The sequence below is a fragment of the Dokdonia sp. PRO95 genome (assembly GCF_000355805.1).
Classification (GTDB): Bacteria; Bacteroidota; Bacteroidia; order Flavobacteriales; family Flavobacteriaceae; genus Dokdonia.
Genome location: NZ_CM001837.1, coordinates 1,370,290 through 1,386,277, shown reverse-complemented (window position 1 = coordinate 1,386,277; position 15,988 = coordinate 1,370,290). Strand labels below are relative to the sequence as shown.

At 37.9% G+C, this 15,988-nt stretch carries 15 protein-coding genes; 11 read left to right on the top strand and 4 right to left on the bottom strand.

Annotated features, from left to right (window positions below; genetic code table 11):
- Nucleotides 1-53: 53 nt before the first annotated feature.
- From D017_RS06120 to D017_RS06105, 4 genes are read right to left on the bottom strand one after another with little or no spacing between them, the layout of a single operon-like run.
- The gene (locus tag D017_RS06120) at nt 54-782 is read right to left on the bottom strand and encodes a metallophosphoesterase family protein (RefSeq protein WP_035338039.1); all 729 of its coding nucleotides are present in this window, start codon (nt 780-782) and stop codon (nt 54-56) included.
- Between the two features lie 19 nt (nt 783-801).
- Nucleotides 802-1,938: an ATP-binding protein gene (locus D017_RS06115; RefSeq protein WP_035335338.1), complete on the bottom strand. Its 1,137-nt coding sequence runs from the start codon at nt 1,936-1,938 to the stop codon at nt 802-804.
- A 27-nt stretch (nt 1,939-1,965) separates the two neighbouring features.
- A complete protein-coding gene (locus D017_RS06110) occupies nt 1,966-2,715 on the bottom strand; it encodes an SDR family NAD(P)-dependent oxidoreductase (protein ID WP_035335336.1) in 750 nt (249 codons plus the stop codon).
- A gap of 28 nt (nt 2,716-2,743) precedes the next feature.
- On the bottom strand, nt 2,744-3,610 hold the full coding sequence (locus tag D017_RS06105; RefSeq protein WP_035335334.1) for an aldo/keto reductase: 867 nt from the start codon (nt 3,608-3,610) through the stop codon (nt 2,744-2,746).
- 168 nt (nt 3,611-3,778) lie between these two features.
- Here D017_RS06105 and D017_RS06100 point away from each other — a divergent pair, with 168 nt between their 5' ends.
- The 11 genes from D017_RS06100 (at nt 3,779) to D017_RS06050 (ending at nt 15,896) form a co-directional block, all read left to right on the top strand.
- Nucleotides 3,779-4,783, top strand: coding sequence for a MoxR family ATPase (locus D017_RS06100; protein ID WP_035335332.1), 1,005 nt, complete (start codon nt 3,779-3,781; stop codon nt 4,781-4,783).
- A gap of 61 nt (nt 4,784-4,844) precedes the next feature.
- Entirely contained in the window at nt 4,845-5,711 is an 867-nt protein-coding gene (locus D017_RS06095) for a DUF58 domain-containing protein (protein WP_035335329.1), read from the top strand.
- A gap of 51 nt (nt 5,712-5,762) precedes the next feature.
- Nucleotides 5,763-7,427, top strand: coding sequence for a hypothetical protein (locus tag D017_RS06090; RefSeq protein ID WP_035335327.1), 1,665 nt, complete (start codon nt 5,763-5,765; stop codon nt 7,425-7,427).
- A complete protein-coding gene (locus tag D017_RS06085; protein WP_035335323.1) occupies nt 7,427-8,431 on the top strand; it encodes a VWA domain-containing protein in 1,005 nt (334 codons plus the stop codon). Before D017_RS06090 ends, D017_RS06085 begins: the two co-directional genes overlap by 1 nt.
- A 28-nt stretch (nt 8,432-8,459) precedes the next feature.
- The gene (locus D017_RS06080) at nt 8,460-9,494 is read left to right on the top strand and encodes a VWA domain-containing protein (protein WP_035335321.1); all 1,035 of its coding nucleotides are present in this window, start codon (nt 8,460-8,462) and stop codon (nt 9,492-9,494) included.
- A gap of 89 nt (nt 9,495-9,583) precedes the next feature.
- Nucleotides 9,584-10,486: a tetratricopeptide repeat protein gene (locus tag D017_RS06075; RefSeq protein WP_225969335.1), complete on the top strand. Its 903-nt coding sequence runs from the start codon at nt 9,584-9,586 to the stop codon at nt 10,484-10,486.
- Nucleotides 10,486-12,249: a BatD family protein gene (locus tag D017_RS06070; RefSeq protein ID WP_035335315.1), complete on the top strand. Its 1,764-nt coding sequence runs from the start codon at nt 10,486-10,488 to the stop codon at nt 12,247-12,249. The genes D017_RS06075 and D017_RS06070 overlap by 1 nt, the downstream gene beginning before the upstream one ends.
- Before the next feature lies 1 nt (nt 12,250).
- The gene (locus tag D017_RS06065) at nt 12,251-13,015 is read left to right on the top strand and encodes a tetratricopeptide repeat protein (RefSeq protein WP_035335312.1); all 765 of its coding nucleotides are present in this window, start codon (nt 12,251-12,253) and stop codon (nt 13,013-13,015) included.
- Nucleotides 13,016-13,253: 238 nt separating this feature from the next.
- Complete coding sequence (locus D017_RS06060; protein ID WP_035335311.1) at nt 13,254-13,553, top strand: hypothetical protein; 300 nt, start codon at nt 13,254-13,256, stop codon at nt 13,551-13,553.
- Nucleotides 13,554-13,676: 123 nt separating this feature from the next.
- Entirely contained in the window at nt 13,677-15,266 is a 1,590-nt protein-coding gene (locus D017_RS06055; RefSeq protein ID WP_035335309.1) for a SulP family inorganic anion transporter, read from the top strand.
- Between the two features lie 3 nt (nt 15,267-15,269).
- Nucleotides 15,270-15,896 (top strand): carbonic anhydrase family protein, encoded by a 627-nt coding sequence (locus D017_RS06050; RefSeq protein ID WP_035335307.1) that lies wholly within the window; start codon nt 15,270-15,272, stop codon nt 15,894-15,896.
- Nucleotides 15,897-15,988 lie beyond the last annotated feature (92 nt).

The window sequence follows — 15,988 nt, the reverse complement described above, 5'->3', positions numbered from 1 at the left end:
AGAAATTAAAAACGCCGGACCTCCTTATTAATTGCTTCTTGCAATAACAACTCTTAATTTCGACCTGTTTCATCTGGATATAATGATGGAAGTGCATCACTTTGCCAAAACTCCTTCGTGTCCACATCCATTACTGTAAGTGAACCCTTAAAAGCTGCTCCAGTGTCAAGATTCCAAATGTTTGCTTTATTTACAGGAACCAAGGAATTAATACGCGTAGTGGGTGTGTGACCTATATAAATCTCTTCAAATAATTGTAACCGTTTAGGATATAATGGGTCTTCCTTTTTGAGATCCTCTCTCATGGCACAAGCCATCTCCCAGAGTGTACGATCCCAATAAAATGCGGTACTGTGCCACTCGTAGTCTGGACCGTTTAAATTTTGAAAACCCGCATGACAGAAAAAGCGATTTTTATCATCTAAATAGTAATCTTCAAAAGTTTTATAAAATTTTATATGCTCTTTAATTTCTTGAGCAGATCTCTTCTCATAGCAATTTATTGTACTTTGCCCGCCATGCTGTAACCACTTAGGAGACATCGTTTTTCCTTCTAGCCATTGCTGTACAAGGTCGTCATGGTTGCCACGTATCAAAGTGACTTTTTTGTGTTCTTTTTTAAGGCGCATTAACTCATCAATCACTGCATCACTCTCACTCCAGCCGTCTACATAATCTCCTAAAAAAATGAGATGGTCATCTTGTGTGACATTTGCTCTCTCCAAAACCTGCACTAATGCTCTGTAACCTCCATGTATATCTCCGAAAACTAATGTTCTCATACTTCTTTTCTTTCTTTTTTTATTCATAACGTACTTTTCTTAAAATACGCATTGCCTCCTTATATCTGCCGTAGACAGCGCCGTCTAACGCTTTCAAATAAGGTTTTAAATCTACCAACTTCTGTATGGCGGTTTCAAAACCATTTAAATAACAAATTAAATAGGTATTAGCTAGATTATATAAATCATTCCACTCCTCTTGATTAAGGTGTATTCCCCTTTTCAGCTTATAAAAAATAACATTGTTGTTATTAAAAATATGATACAACGTCTTTTTATCAAATACTGGTGGTTCAAAAACTAGCTTAGTGTCAATGGTATAAGTACCGCTTTCGCGAAAGCGTATCTCAACCTCCTCAAGTGGATAATATTTAAATTGCTCTTGTACTCCCAAGTGTACAAACTCTTGAATTTTGAAGCAATCCTCATCATAAGTAATCGTTACCTCATCTAGTGCTGAGTAAAATAGCTTTACCTGCTCATTAATGAGTTCTATATCCACCCGAGAGTAATATGCCTGACCTTTAACCACTTTTTTATTTCCAGCCCAGCACAACACAAACTGCTCTTTAAACACTTTATAAGTGCTCTCCATGTCTTTGTGACGGTGATTTACAAAATCCATTACACCATCTAGCGTAAGACCTATGCTATTTTTTGCGTGATTTTCTATTGCTGCAACAATCTCACTATTTACATCTACAATATCCGACTTAAATGTTTTAGGCATAGATATACTCCCATCTCTAAAAAAGACCGTGCCGCCCCAGTATTTCCAGATATTACGCCGTAATGCGGTAAGCTTATCTTGTGCTCGTATGGTAACAAGTCCCACTACTTTATCCTGCGGCAACGTAGGAAAAGGTATATTCTCATAAGATATTATAGGAGGATTATCTAGGTATGCATTTATGAGATTCTGCAGTTTGCTGTCATCAAAAAAAGGTACACCTACAATAGTGTTTTCACCATCGTCTACTCCTATTACTATGAAAGAATTGTTCTTTGGATTACTATTGGAAAGCGCACAAATGTGCTTTAAAAATTTTGCTTTCCCTTCTTTGTTACTAATGTCAATCTTACGCTTTTTGTCATAAAAACTGTTCTCGTCATGATGAGCGAGTAAGTTCTTTACGAGAAGGCGTTTATTGATCATCGCTTTAGTTAATTAACCGCTTTGCCATTAGCTTTTATTTACAATTGTACTAGATGCTTGTGCTGTACTAAGCACCACGAGATCGGCAATATTTACATGATAAGGTCTTGATACTACAAAGTGAATAATATCTGCAATATCTTCTGGCTGTAGGCAATCAAAACCTTGATACACCTTATCTGCTCGCTCGTCATCATTTTTAAAGCGAACTTTACTAAAGTCCGTTTCGACCATTCCAGGATGGACTGCTCCTACTCTAATGTTGTGTTTGTTTAAATCAATGCGCATCCCTTGATTAATAGCATCTACAGCATGTTTACTTGCACAGTATACATTTCCGTTAGGGTACACTTCTTTTGCCGCGGTAGATCCTATGTTGATTATATGTCCGCTTTTACGTTCGGTCATTTGTGGGATGACAGCTTTACTCACATAAAGCAATCCTTTTACGTTAATGTCAAGCATGGCGTCCCAATCCTCTACAGAACCTGTTTGAATAGGATCGAGTCCGTGAGCATTACCTGCATTATTAATTAGTATGTCTATTTGCTTAAAATTTTCAGGCAGGTTTGAAATTGCTTTTTGTACGTCCTCATTATTTCTCACATCAAAATTGAGTGTCTGTACTTGAACAAGTTTACCTAGTTCATTTTTGAGCGTATCTAGTTCTTCTTGACGTCGCCCACATAGAATAAGATTTATAGATTCATTTGCAAAGCGTATTGCTGTGGCTCTACCTATCCCGCTGGTTGCGCCTGTTATAAGTGCTGTTTTCATTTCTTTTGAGAATTTTTTTATTTATAATCTACGCCACCTCTTCTCCTGTGCTGGCCTCCAGCAGTTCAAACCAATCTTTTCTTTCAAGATTAATCGCTACTGCTTCGACAGCATTTGTGATACGATCTTTACTTGTAGTTCCTATAACTGGATGAATATTTGCTGGATGTTTAAGTAACCACGCTAGTAGTAGTTGGTCTTCGGTTGCGTTATACTTATCACCCAGTTCTTTCAATTTATTCGTGATACGTACATTTTGGGGTGTGTCTTCTCTAAAAACAGACCCCAGCGGACTCCAACTCATAGGAGTTATATTGTGAGTCATCATATAGTCAAGCGTTCCATCTGTAAGTGAAGAACGCTCGGTAATAGAAATCTCAACTTGATTTGCGGTTACCTCACATTTTGTAGCCAATAAATCAATAGTACGCGGTGTAAAATTAGATACCCCAAAATCTTTAATCTTCCCTTGCTGCTGCAATAGGCTCACGGCCTCTTGCACTTCGTCTGGATCTAGAAGTGGGCTTGGCCTGTGCAATAAGAATAAATCTAGATATTCAGTACGCAGCTCTTTCAGCGATCTTTCGGCGCTTGAGATAATGTATTCTTTGTCGTATTGATAATGTTTTATGGTATTCTCTGCACGTGCATCGCCTTTCATCTGGATACCGCATTTGCTGATGATCTGTATGGTGTCTCTGGAGATATTCGCTTTCGCGAAAGCGTTACCCCATTCTCCCTCTGTCGTGTAATCACCATAAATATCTGCATGATCAAAAGTGGTAATGCCTTTCTCTAAACAATGGTTCATAGTCTCAATCATTTGCTGCTGATTGAATTGCTTACCCCACACGCCCCACGTCATGCAACCTTGAATAATTCTTGAAAATTTCATTATCGTTTTTTAATTTGCGTTCAGAATAAAATTACTGCTTCTAAAACTAGCTAAATGTGTGCGAAGCCCTTTATTTTCCTTTATTTTTAACCAAATGTTAACAAGCTTTATTGGAATAAAATGTGATTTTGCGACGTTAGAAGTATCTGCTTAATAGAATTTGAAATTATGGAAGAAAATACTACTGCTATTGATATACAGGCTATCAATGAGAAGATAGAAAGAGAGAGTGCCTTTGTAGACATTCTCGCAATGGAAATGAACAAGGTAATCGTAGGTCAAAAACACATGATCGAGCGTTTACTTATAGGTCTTTTAGGTCGTGGTCATATTCTCTTAGAAGGAGTTCCAGGACTTGCAAAAACGCTCGCGATTAATACGCTTGCACAAGCGGTAGACGGATCTTTCTCTCGTATACAGTTTACTCCAGATTTACTTCCAGCAGATGTAGTGGGAACACTTATCTATAATATGAAGCTTGCAGACTTTAGCATCAAGAAAGGTCCTATTTTTGCAAACTTTGTGCTTGCAGATGAGATTAACCGTGCCCCTGCCAAAGTGCAATCTGCTCTCCTAGAGGCGATGCAAGAAAAGCAAGTAACCATAGGTGATGAAACCTTTGTTCTTGACAAGCCATTTTTAGTAATGGCAACTCAAAACCCTGTAGAGCAAGAAGGTACTTACCCACTTCCAGAAGCACAAATAGACCGTTTTATGCTTAAAACGGTAATTGATTACCCTACAATAGCAGACGAGCAACTTATAGTGCGTCAAAACTTAAAAGGGTCTTACGAGAAAGTAAAACCTGTAGTTACAGTAGCACAAATTTTACGTGCACAAGAAGCTGTAAAAGAAGTATACATGGATGAAAAAATTGAGAAGTACATTCTTGATATCATCTTTGCAACTCGCTACCCAGAAAATTACGGACTAGCAGATCTTAAACCTCTTATTAATTTTGGAGCATCTCCTCGTGGTAGTATTAACCTAGCCACTGCTGCAAAGTGTTATGCCTTTATAAAGCGTAGAGGATATGTAATTCCAGAAGATGTAAGAGCCGTAGTACATGATATCTTACGCCACCGTATAGGAATCACCTACGAGGCAGAAGCAGAAAATATCACCTCTGTAGACATTATCAACAAGATTGTAAATCAGATTGAAGTACCATAGTCTTTAGATTAAAAGACCATTTGTAACCCTCATATTATTACATAAAAGGCAATAAGAACCATTGGATACTAAGGAACTCTTAAAGAAAGTACGCAAGATTGAGATAAAGACACGTAGACTGTCTGATCATATCTTTGGTGGTGAGTACCACTCTACATTTAAAGGACGTGGTATGACTTTTTCTGAGGTGCGCCAGTATCAATTTGGCGATGATGTGCGTAACATCGATTGGAACGTAACTGCTCGCTATAGCGAACCGTACATTAAAGTATTTGAAGAGGAGCGCGAGCTCACCATGATGCTCGTGGCAGATGTGTCTGGATCAGAGTTTTTTGGTACAGATAAGCAATTTAAAAGCGAGATTGTGACAGAAATTGCTGCGACGCTAGCCTTTAGCGCCATGCAGAATAATGATAAAATAGGTCTCATCCTTTTTACAGATGAGATAGAATTATTTATACCTCCTAAAAAAGGAAAGTCCCACGTACTCCGCATCATACGCGAACTACTAGAGTTTAAGCCAAAATCTAAGAAAACAGACCTTTCTCAAGCTATTAAGTACTTAAGCAATGTAATGAAGAAGAAAGCAATTGTTTTTGTGCTTTCAGACTTTATTACAGATGGTTACGAGCAAACTATGAAAATCGCCGCAAATAAACATGATATCACAGGTATACGCATTTACGATCAGCGTGAAGAAAGCATACCGAGTTTAGGTATTGTACAGATGGAAGATGAAGAAACTGGCGAACTCATGCTTGTAAATACAAGTTCAAAAAAAGTACGTAATGATTACACTACTTATTACCGAGAACGTGTAGATTATTTTAAAGAAACCTTTAAACGTAGTGGTGCAGGAGTGATAGACGTAAGGACAGATGAGAGCTATGTAAAGAAGTTACTAGGCTATTTCAAGAGAAGAGGATAAGGTTAAAAAAAGCAAGATTAAAAATGATCTCGCATTAGATGACAACAATTAATGAATAACAACATAACATACATAACAACTCCTAAGAATGCGATTCTTCGTGCGTTATCGTTATTCTTATTGCTATTTATTCTTTCACTTCAGGTTCAAGCGCAAGATGATGTGCGTGCAAAAATAGATTCTACAAATATTCTCATAGGCCAGCAAATCAATTACACCATTGAGGCGCTAGCAAATGATGGTGAAGCTGTTATTTTTCCAGAAGGACAGACTTTTAGTCCCCTGGAGGTTATTGAGAGTTACGCAATTGATACAGCAAGTTCTACCTCTGCTAGGATGAAGCTTATTAAAAAATATGGCCTGACACAGTTTGACAGTGGTCGCTATGTAATCCCAAAACAAAAAGTAATTATAGGCACAAGAACGGTTGAGACAGACACCTTTCTTGTTGAAGTAAACAATGTGATTCTTGACACCGTAAATCAAGGATTATATGACATTAAACCTATCATAGAACTGCCAAGAGACTACAGCAACTGGTGGAAATATCTGTTATGGATTATACCAGTAGGGGTAGCGATTTCATTATTCTTATGGTGGTTATTACGTCGTAATAAAAAGCAAAAAGAGGCAGAACAATATATCCCTCCTTTTGAGCAAGCAATGGCTACGCTTACAGAGTTAGATAATAAAAACCTCATTGCCGAAGCTAAATACAAAGAATACTACTCTGTACTCACAGACGCTATACGCCGCTATTATGAAGAAAAGGTGTATGACCGCTCTATGGAAAGCACCACAGACGAGCTTATTGCCCGTCTTGAGATGGAACGTGCTAGTGGTCACATAGATTTCAGCAAGCATACTATCGCTAGTATAAAAGATATTTTTAAACGTGCAGACCTTGTAAAATTTGCGCGTGTGAATCCACCAGAAGGAAAGGCACAAGCAGATAGGCTTGCGGTAGAAGATATTGTAAAACAAACCAGAGAAGCATTACCACCTCCTACTGTTGAGGAATTAATGATGCAGGAAGATTATAGAGAGGCGCTTTCGCGAAAGCGTAAAAGGAAACTTTGGCTTTCTGGAATAGGCGGTATCCTCGCAATTTTACTACTAGCTACAGGAATAGGAATCGCTGTTAAAGGGTATAGTGAAGTGAAGGATTTTGTTTTTGGAAACATGACAAGAGAGCTCGCCGAAGGTAACTGGATCACGAGTGAATATGGTATCCCTTCTATGGTAGTAAGTACTCCAAAAGTTCTTACACGTCAAGAAGTTCCATTACCACCAGAGGCTCAAGGAAAGATTGAAGCAACGGCATTTGGATGGCAAACGCTTCCTGCAAATGTGACTATTGGTGTATACCAATTTAAGTTCCCAAAAGGAGCCGACGTGAAAGTGGAACAATTAATATCTAGCCAGCTTGCTATGTTTGAAGCAAACGGATTCTCGGCAGATATTCTTAAGAGTGAGAAGTTTGCAACACCGAATGGTGCAGAAGGTATCAAAACTTTTGGTAGTGGATCTCAAGTAATTGATCAAGAAAAAGGAACTGTAGATGCTGGAGAGTATGCGTTCATAACATTTCAAGCAGAAAATGTGATTCAGCAACTATTTATTAGTTGGCACGATGAAGATCCCTACGGAAAAGAAATCGCAGAGCGCGTGATGCAAAGTATCGAACTCCAAGCCAAAGAAAAAGAAGAGAACTAATGCTAAGCAATTTTGAATTTACTAATCCTGAGTTTTTCTGGCTGTTTCTAGCACTGCCAGTTGCCATTGCTTGGTATATATGGAAACGCAAGAAGCAAACCCCAGCCGTAAAGCTTTCAAGCATCAAAGGTTTTAAAACTGGAAGCAGCTTACTACCTAAGCTTAGACCGTTATTATTCATATTACGCCTTGCTGCATTAAGCTTAATAATCATCGCACTAGCAAGACCTCGTAATGTGGAGGTATCTACTAAGACAAAGACTACAAAGGGTATTGATATTGTAATCGCAATAGACGTATCTGCCAGTATGCTAGCAAAAGATTTGCGCCCTAATAGACTAGAAGCTCTTAAAAAAGTAGCTGCCAGCTTTATAAATGGACGCCCTAATGATCGTATAGGTCTTATAGAATATGCAGGGGAGAGTTTTACAAAAACTCCTATCACCAGTGATAAGAGTATTGTACTTAGTGCACTTAAAAGTATTCAATACAATAACATTATAGAAGGAGGAACTGCCATAGGCATGGGACTCGCCACTGGTGTAAACCGTCTTAAAGACAGTAAGGCACTGAGTAAGGTGATTATTTTAATGACAGACGGTGAGAATAATGCAGGGCAAATAGACCCTCGTATTGCTGCAGAACTTGCTCAAGAGTTTGGAATTAAAGTTTATACCATCGGGATGGGAACAAACGGGATGGCATTATCACCGTACGCTCGTAATGCCAATGGAACATTTGTGTATGAGAATATCCAAGTAACTATTGATGAGGAGCTACTAGAAGAAATTGCAGCTACTACAGGTGGGCAATATTTTAGAGCAACTAATAATGAGAAGCTACAAGAAATCTATAATGAGATAGATAAGCTTGAACGTACAGATGTAGAGGAGTTCAAATACACGAACTACGAAGAAAAATATCGCCCGCTGGTTTTACTTGCTGGGTTACTACTACTCATAGAATTACTGTTGAAATACACGGTCTTCAAGAGTTTTGTTTAAAAATAAATAGCGCTTCAAGAAAGCAACTATGTATCTATTAGAAGAAAAAATATGGTTTTGGTTACTGCTGGCTATTCCGGCGGTGATACTCTTGTACCTTGGTGTAATAATCTGGCAACGCAATGCACAGAAGAAATTTGCCAATGCTAAGTTACTTAAGAAACTAAGTCCAAACAGGTCCTACTTTAAGACTGGTCTTAAAGTCATAGTAGTATGTTTTGCCATATTATTTCTAGTCGTAGGGCTTGTAAATCCTAAAATAGGAACTAAACTAGAAACGGTAAAAAGAGAAGGTGTAGATGTGGTTTTTGCTATAGATGTCTCAAAATCTATGCTTGCAGAGGATATCGCTCCTAATCGAATAGAAAAATCAAAACAACTCGTTACTCAGATTATTAATAATCTAGGCAGTGATCGTATAGGTATCATCGCATATGCTGGTAGTGCTTACCCGCAGCTTCCTATTACTACAGATTATAGTAGTGCAAAGCTCTTCTTAAGCCAGATGAACACAGATATGCTATCTAGTCAAGGAACAGCTATAGGTGAAGCCATAGAACTTGCCAAAACCTACTATAACGACGAAGAACAAACCAATAGAGTATTATTTATCATTTCTGACGGTGAAGATCACGTAGGTGAATCTTCTAATATAGCAGAGCAAGCAAACGATGAAGGTATACGCATATTTACAATAGGTGTGGGTAAACAAGAAGGTGGCCCTATTCCATTAAAACGAAATGGTATCGTACAGTCTTATAAAAAAGATCAAAATGGCGAGACTGTAATTACTCGTCTAGATGACACCACATTAAAAGAGATTGCCTCGGGAGCAAATGGGGAATATATTGATGGGAGCAATACTGCCACGGTAGTAGAAACGGTACAGAATTTGCTCAACGGAATGGATAAGAAAGAGTTTGAGGCAAAGCAATTTGCAGACTTTGAAGATCAGTTTCAATGGTTTTTAGGAGCTGGATTATTACTATTGTTTTTAGACATCTTTTTACTAGACCGTAAGACTAGCTGGCTTAAAAAACTAAACCTATTCAACGATAATTAAACATCCTCACCAATCCACTCCATAACAAGAGTGAAGTAATAGTGAAATGTACAATGAAACAGTTTATAACTAACATATCACACATAACGATGGCTCCTTTACAAGGTGCTAAGGACATACTTTTTATAGTTGCCTTGCTCCTTTCGTTTACCACAACAGCCCAAGATAAAAAAGCAGCACCTCCAGAAAATCCTTATGCAGATCAAGCTCGAGAGCTCATTGTAGAAGGAACAGAAGCTATGGGTAATCAAGAAGGTGGAGTGGTTGATTTTAACGCTTTCGCGAAAGCGGAATCAAATTTAAGAGCAGCAATTTCATTGACACCAGAGAGTGTTCCTGCAAAGTATAATGCGGGTAACAATTACTACAAGAACAAAAGATGGGAAGAAAGCACAGATGCGCTGGTTAAAGCCACTGCAGTTGCTCAAACTAAGAAAGAGAAACATAAAGCGTTTCACAATCTTGGGAATGCTTTATTCCAACAAAAGCAATGGGATGGCGCAGTAGAGGCTTATAAAAATGCGTTGCGTGCAGATCCTACAGATGAAGAAACTCGTTATAATTTACAACTAGCCAAGAAAGAGAAAGAAAATGATGGTGGCGGCGGTAGTGATAACGATGACAAAGAAGATCAAGACGAGGACAAAAAAGAAGACGAGAAGAAGGAAAACGAAGAAGGTGATGGAGATAAGAAAGAAGGAGAAGACGGTGACAAAGATGAAACCGATGATAAAGGCGAGGAAAAAGAAGATGATGGCGAAAAGAAGGAAGATGATAATGGAAAGCCTGAAGACAAGGATAAAAAACAAGATGGTGGCGACGGTGAAGAAGATAAAAAACAACCTCCACCACAGCCTAAACAGGGACAGTTATCTCCTCAACAAGTGCAAAGCTTACTAAAAGCTATGCAGGATCAAGAGAAGAAAACGCAAGAAAAGATGAATGCACAGAAAGTAAAAGGTGCTAAAGTCAAAACAGAGAAAGACTGGTAATGAAGATGAAATTAAACATACTAATTCTATTCTTACTCGCAACAATAACAACCGTTGCACAAGATGTACAGTTTAACGCAAAACTGAGTAAAAACAGACTAGGCGTAAATGAACGTTTACGTGTAGATTTTACCATGAATCAAGATGGCGACAACTTTAAGTCACCAGATTTTGACGGCTTTACAGTAGTGGGTGGTCCTAGTCAAACTACAAGCAGACAGTGGATTAATGGGAAAGGTAGTTTTTCAAAAACATTTTCTTATTTCTTAACCCCTACACGAAAGGGGAATTTAGAAATAGGCCAAGCAGAAATAACTGTAGATGGCCAGGTGTATAAGTCACCTGCAGTACCTGTAGTAGTCACTGCTGCTGTAGAAATACCTAAAGACCCAAATGACCCGACCTATCTAGCCAAAGAAAATGTACACCTCGTAGCCGAAGTTTCAAAAACAAGTCCTTACCTAAATGAAGCCTTTACGGTAGTATACAAACTGTATGTCTCTGAAACTACATCTGTAAACAATTGGCGCGAAATTGAATCACCAAAATTTGCCGATTTCTGGAATCAAAGTGCAGATGAGAAACAGTTTAAAATATACGATGGCACCTATCAAGGCAAGCCTTATAGATATGTCATCTTAAGACGCACCGTACTTTATCCTCAAAAAACTGGTAAGCTAGAGATAGAACCCCTTAGCCTCAGCGTGGCTGTGAGCGTTCCTACAAGTCGTAGAGACATTTTTGGAAGGCCACTCAGTAAAAGTGCAAATATTACAGTAAGTGCTGCAAAGAGAACTGTAAATGTAAAACCACTGCCAGAAGCGGGGAAACCCGAGTATTTTGGTGGAGCCGTAGGAGAATTTGAATTTGCCGTTACTACAGATAAAGACTCACTTGATGCTGGCGAAGCATTACAGATGAGTGTTGAAGTAAAAGGAAAAGGAAACTTAAAACTTTTTGAGCTACCAGAACCTAAATTACCAAGCTCCCTAGAAGTATACGAACCAGAAAATGGCGACCGAATACGCACTAATCTGGCAGGGATGAGTGGTATGAAAAAAAATACGTACACGGTAGTTCCTCAATTTAAGGGTACCTATCCAATACCACCACTCTCTTTTTCTTATTTTAACCCTAAGACTAAAACATACGAGCGTCTCACATCTGATGATATTGTTGTTAATGTAAATAAAGGACCTTTAGAAAATTCGGCAGCCACAGATAGCAGTACTCCAAGTGGTGAAGAAGCAGTTGCTGCTCAAAATCAGTTTCAATATATTAAGACAAAAGCCAACTTAACTCCTGTCTTAAAGGAACAGTTTTTTAAAAGTAATACGTTCTGGACCTTAGTGATTGTTCCTTTTCTTTTGATTCCGCTTGCGATGATTGTTCGTAAAAAGCGAGATGCTTATGCCAGTGATGTCACAGGAAATAGAATTAGAAAAGCAGACAAGCTAGCTCGCAAATTTTTAAGTACAGCAAAGAAAAATCTAGGCAACCAGAAAGAGTTTTATATCGCAATGGAAAGAGCACTGCATAACTATCTCAAAGCAAAGCTAAACATTACTACTAGTGAGATGTCTAAAGACCGCATCACAAGACTCCTAGAGGAGAGAAATGTAGAAAAAGCTACTACTATAGAGTTCATAAGCTTATTAGAAAGCTGTGAGTTTGCAAGATACACTCCTACTGGTGATGTAGCCATGCAGCAAGATTATGATAAAGCTGTACGAGTAATAAGCACTTTAGATAAACAACTGTAACATGAGAAACTTAAATAATTATCTCGTAGTGACCGTTTTTATGCTAACGGCCATTTTTACCACTGCACAAACACCAGAACAACTTTTTGAGCAAGGCAATAGTCATTATGCAAATGGGCAGTTTCAAGAAGCGATAGATACTTACGGAAAGGTACTAGACGCAAATCAAGAAAGCGCTGCTATTTATTATAATCTAGCAAACGCACATTTTAAACTCAACAATGTTGCTCCAAGCATCTATTATTATGAGAAAGCAAAGCAACTAGCTCCTGCAGATCAAGAGATAAAAAATAACGCATCTTTTGCAGAGAAGATGACCATAGACGCTATCACCCCGCTACCAGAAAACACCTTTAAAACCTGGTACAACAGCGTCCTTACACTACTCACAACAGACGGGTGGGCGTATGCAACGGTAATATTTGCTGCGTTGTGCACACTGCTATTTTTAGGGTACTACTTTACCGCTAGTTCTACTAATAAACGTGCCTTATTTGTGTCATCATTAGTTAGTCTCGTGCTTGCTATATGTTCTTTGCTGTTTGCTTATTCCGCTTTCGCGAAAATATCCAAGGATAACCCAGCCATTGTTTTTGCCAAAGAATCCCAAGTGAAGGGAGAGCCTACATTATCAAGTCAAGAAGCATTTTTATTGCATGAAGGCACTAAAATAATGGTACTTGAAACTGTAGACAATTGGAAAAAAATACTTCTCGCAGACGGAAGAACTGGTTGGATTCCCACTACAGATATTAGGGAATTGTAAAACAACACCCACTTCTACATCTATTTGCAAAACCCTTCTCAGCAGAGATAGGTTGCATGAACCATGCATAGTAAATTTTACCTAGAGATATAATAGCTGCCTTTTATCGTTACTTATCTAAAGTAAAAATTCGTTTATCAGAATTTTCCATAGAAACACGCATGTGATTTATAAAAACTATATCTATCTTTTAAGAGGTATTAAATTTATTTATCTTTATCATTAATTAAATTAAACAATGCTTAAGGCTTTTACTCTATATTCACTAGCGCTCACGCTGTCCTTCTCAATTTTGGGACCAGCATTTCTTGCGCTACTTGATAATGAAGCAGATATTGAAGTCGTACAAGACATTGAAGAAGAGAAAAACGAGACCAAGAAAGAGCTTGAAGAGTATGAAAAATTCTTAAGCGACCTTGTTTTATACTCGATTGAAGTAGATGAAACTGCAGATCTGTGTAGCTATTCCTACTTCATGAGCACTTATGATCATACCCAAGATATTAATATTCCACCGCCGGACTATAGTTTACTTTAATCCTGGCTCTTTATCAGGTACTTGTAGAGGCGTAATCTTACGTTTCATTTTCGCGTAAGCAAACCCAAATTTTTATTTTAAAACTGCACCTCTACCTTAATAGAAGTGTTCAAATTATTAATTATGTTCAAATATTTAAAAAACGACTTACCCGCTAGTGTCGTTGTATTTTTTGTTGCTTTACCATTATGTCTTGGTATTGCACTTGCCAGTGGCGCTCCTCCATTTACAGGTCTTATAGCCGGTATTATAGGAGGTATTGTAGTAGGAGCCTTGAGTGGCTCTCAAATAGGTGTAAGTGGTCCTGCAGCAGGACTCGCTGCTATTGTTCTTGTAGCTATAGAAACATTAGGATATGAAAGCTTTCTAGTTGCAGTTGTTCTAGGAGGAATCATACAAATAGCCTTTGGATTGCTTAAGGCAGGAATTATTGGGTACTATTTCCCATCTTCAGTTATAAAAGGAATGCTTACGGGTATAGGTATCATTATTATTTTAAAACAAATTCCTTATTTCTTTGGTATTGACAAAGATCCAGAAGGGGACTTTGCTTTTTTACAAATAGATGGAGAAAATACGTTTACAGAAATCTTAAATGCATTAAATGCAATTTTAAGTGGAAGTTTTAGTACTGGAGCTACAGTAATAGCTTTGATTTCAATGGCAATTCTTATTTTATGGAGTTCTGTTCTATCAAAAAAAGCTAAGATTTTTGAGCTTGTCCAAGGACCTTTAGTAGCAGTAGTTATAGGTATTTTGTTCTACACGTTAACAAAAGATTCCTCCCTGTTTATAACAAATGACCACCTTGTAGCGGTGCCTGTACCTGACGGGTTTGACAGCTTTATTGGTCAATTTAGCACTCCTAATTTCTCAGCAATAACAAATCCAGCCATATGGGTGACTGCATTTACTATAGCACTAGTCGCCAGTCTTGAGACACTACTTTGTGTAGAAGCAACAGACAAACTAGATCCAGAAAAAAGAGTAACACCAACAAACAGAGAATTACTAGCCCAAGGAACTGGTAACGTAATTTCGGGGCTTATTGGTGGACTTCCTATAACACAAGTAATTGTTCGTAGCTCAGCAAACATACAGTCTGGTGGTAAGACAAAGATGGCAGCTATTATACACGGTTTTCTTTTATTAGGATCTGTCATTGCCATTCCAACATTGCTAAATTTAATACCAAAATCTGTTCTTGCAGCAATATTATTTATCGTTGGTTATAAACTTGCAAAACCAGCTACTTTTAAAGCAATGTGGAAAGCAGGCTGGATGCAGTTCGTACCGTTTATAGTTACTATAGTAGGTATAGTATTTATCGATCTTTTATGGGGTATAGGACTTGGTCTTGCCGTAGGTATCGTAGTGGTACTTTACAAGAGTTACAAGAACTCGCACTTCTTAAACAAAGAAGATATAAGTAACGGTTCTCAAAAAATGAAAATGACCCTTGCCGAGGAGGTTACTTTCTTTAACAAAGGAGCTATCTTAAAGGAACTTGACAACCTTCCAGAAAACTCTTACCTTGAACTAGATGTACGTAAAACGAGATTCTTAGATAACGATATTATAGAGATACTAGAAGATTTTGCTCTTAAAGCAAAGAGCCGAAACATCAATATCAAGCTTATCTCAGAACGTGGTATTGTAGAGAACCCACCTAGTTATATTGAATTCTTTAAACTAAGACCTAAAACAGCATAAATTATGAAAGCACACACAAAAATCACACAGGCAAAAATGACGCCTGATACCGCATTAGAATTTTTACAAGAAGGAAATGAACGTTTTTTAAAAAATTTAAAAGCAAATCGTAATTTACTAGAGCAAGTAAATGACACTTCTGACGGACAGTATCCGTTTGCAACTATCTTAAGTTGTATAGATTCTAGAGTATCTGCAGAGTTAGTTTTTGATCAAGGTCTAGGAGATATCTTTAGTATTCGAATTGCAGGAAATTTTATAAACGAAGATATACTAGGGAGTATGGAGTTTGCTTGTAAAGTAGCAGGCACAAAACTTCTCGTCGTTTTAGGACACACAAGTTGTGGTGCTGTAAAAGGTGCTTGTGACCACGTAAGATTAGGAAACCTTACGGCTCTTATTAATAAAATTGAGCCTGCCGTAGCAGCTGTAAAAGAACCTAAAGAGGAAAGTATGAGAACCTCTGCAAACTTAGACTTTGTAGACACAGTTTCTCGTGAAAATGTAAAAATTGCTATTGATAACATCCGATCTAGAAGTGTTGTTTTAAATGAGATGGAAAAAGATGGCGAAATCAAGATTGTAGGCGCTATGTATGATATAACTGACGGTAGAGTTACATTTATGTAGTAAAACCGCTTTCGCGAAAGCGTAACTCATAACAGTATACGCTTCATACAAACTAAAATGTTAAATTAGTAGGGTGGTTCCGTTAAGAAGCC

What these genes read in the sequence shown, in the direction of transcription:
- D017_RS06120 (WP_035338039.1), bottom strand. Translation starts at nt 782, where the DNA reads ATGAGAACATTAGTTTTCGGAGATATACATGGAGGTTACAGAGCATTA.
- D017_RS06115 (WP_035335338.1), bottom strand. Translation starts at nt 1,938, where the DNA reads ATGATCAATAAACGCCTTCTCGTAAAGAACTTACTCGCTCATCATGAC.
- D017_RS06110 (WP_035335336.1), bottom strand. Translation starts at nt 2,715, where the DNA reads ATGAAAACAGCACTTATAACAGGCGCAACCAGCGGGATAGGTAGAGCC.
- D017_RS06105 (WP_035335334.1), bottom strand. Translation starts at nt 3,610, where the DNA reads ATGAAATTTTCAAGAATTATTCAAGGTTGCATGACGTGGGGCGTGTGG.
- D017_RS06100 (WP_035335332.1), top strand. Translation starts at nt 3,779, where the DNA reads ATGGAAGAAAATACTACTGCTATTGATATACAGGCTATCAATGAGAAG.
- D017_RS06090 (WP_035335327.1), top strand. Translation starts at nt 5,763, where the DNA reads ATGAATAACAACATAACATACATAACAACTCCTAAGAATGCGATTCTT.
- D017_RS06085 (WP_035335323.1), top strand. Translation starts at nt 7,427, where the DNA reads ATGCTAAGCAATTTTGAATTTACTAATCCTGAGTTTTTCTGGCTGTTT.
- D017_RS06080 (WP_035335321.1), top strand. Translation starts at nt 8,460, where the DNA reads ATGTATCTATTAGAAGAAAAAATATGGTTTTGGTTACTGCTGGCTATT.
- D017_RS06075 (WP_225969335.1), top strand. Translation starts at nt 9,584, where the DNA reads ATGGCTCCTTTACAAGGTGCTAAGGACATACTTTTTATAGTTGCCTTG.
- D017_RS06070 (WP_035335315.1), top strand. Translation starts at nt 10,486, where the DNA reads ATGAAGATGAAATTAAACATACTAATTCTATTCTTACTCGCAACAATA.
- D017_RS06065 (WP_035335312.1), top strand. Translation starts at nt 12,251, where the DNA reads ATGAGAAACTTAAATAATTATCTCGTAGTGACCGTTTTTATGCTAACG.
- D017_RS06060 (WP_035335311.1), top strand. Translation starts at nt 13,254, where the DNA reads ATGCTTAAGGCTTTTACTCTATATTCACTAGCGCTCACGCTGTCCTTC.
- D017_RS06055 (WP_035335309.1), top strand. Translation starts at nt 13,677, where the DNA reads ATGTTCAAATATTTAAAAAACGACTTACCCGCTAGTGTCGTTGTATTT.
- D017_RS06050 (WP_035335307.1), top strand. Translation starts at nt 15,270, where the DNA reads ATGAAAGCACACACAAAAATCACACAGGCAAAAATGACGCCTGATACC.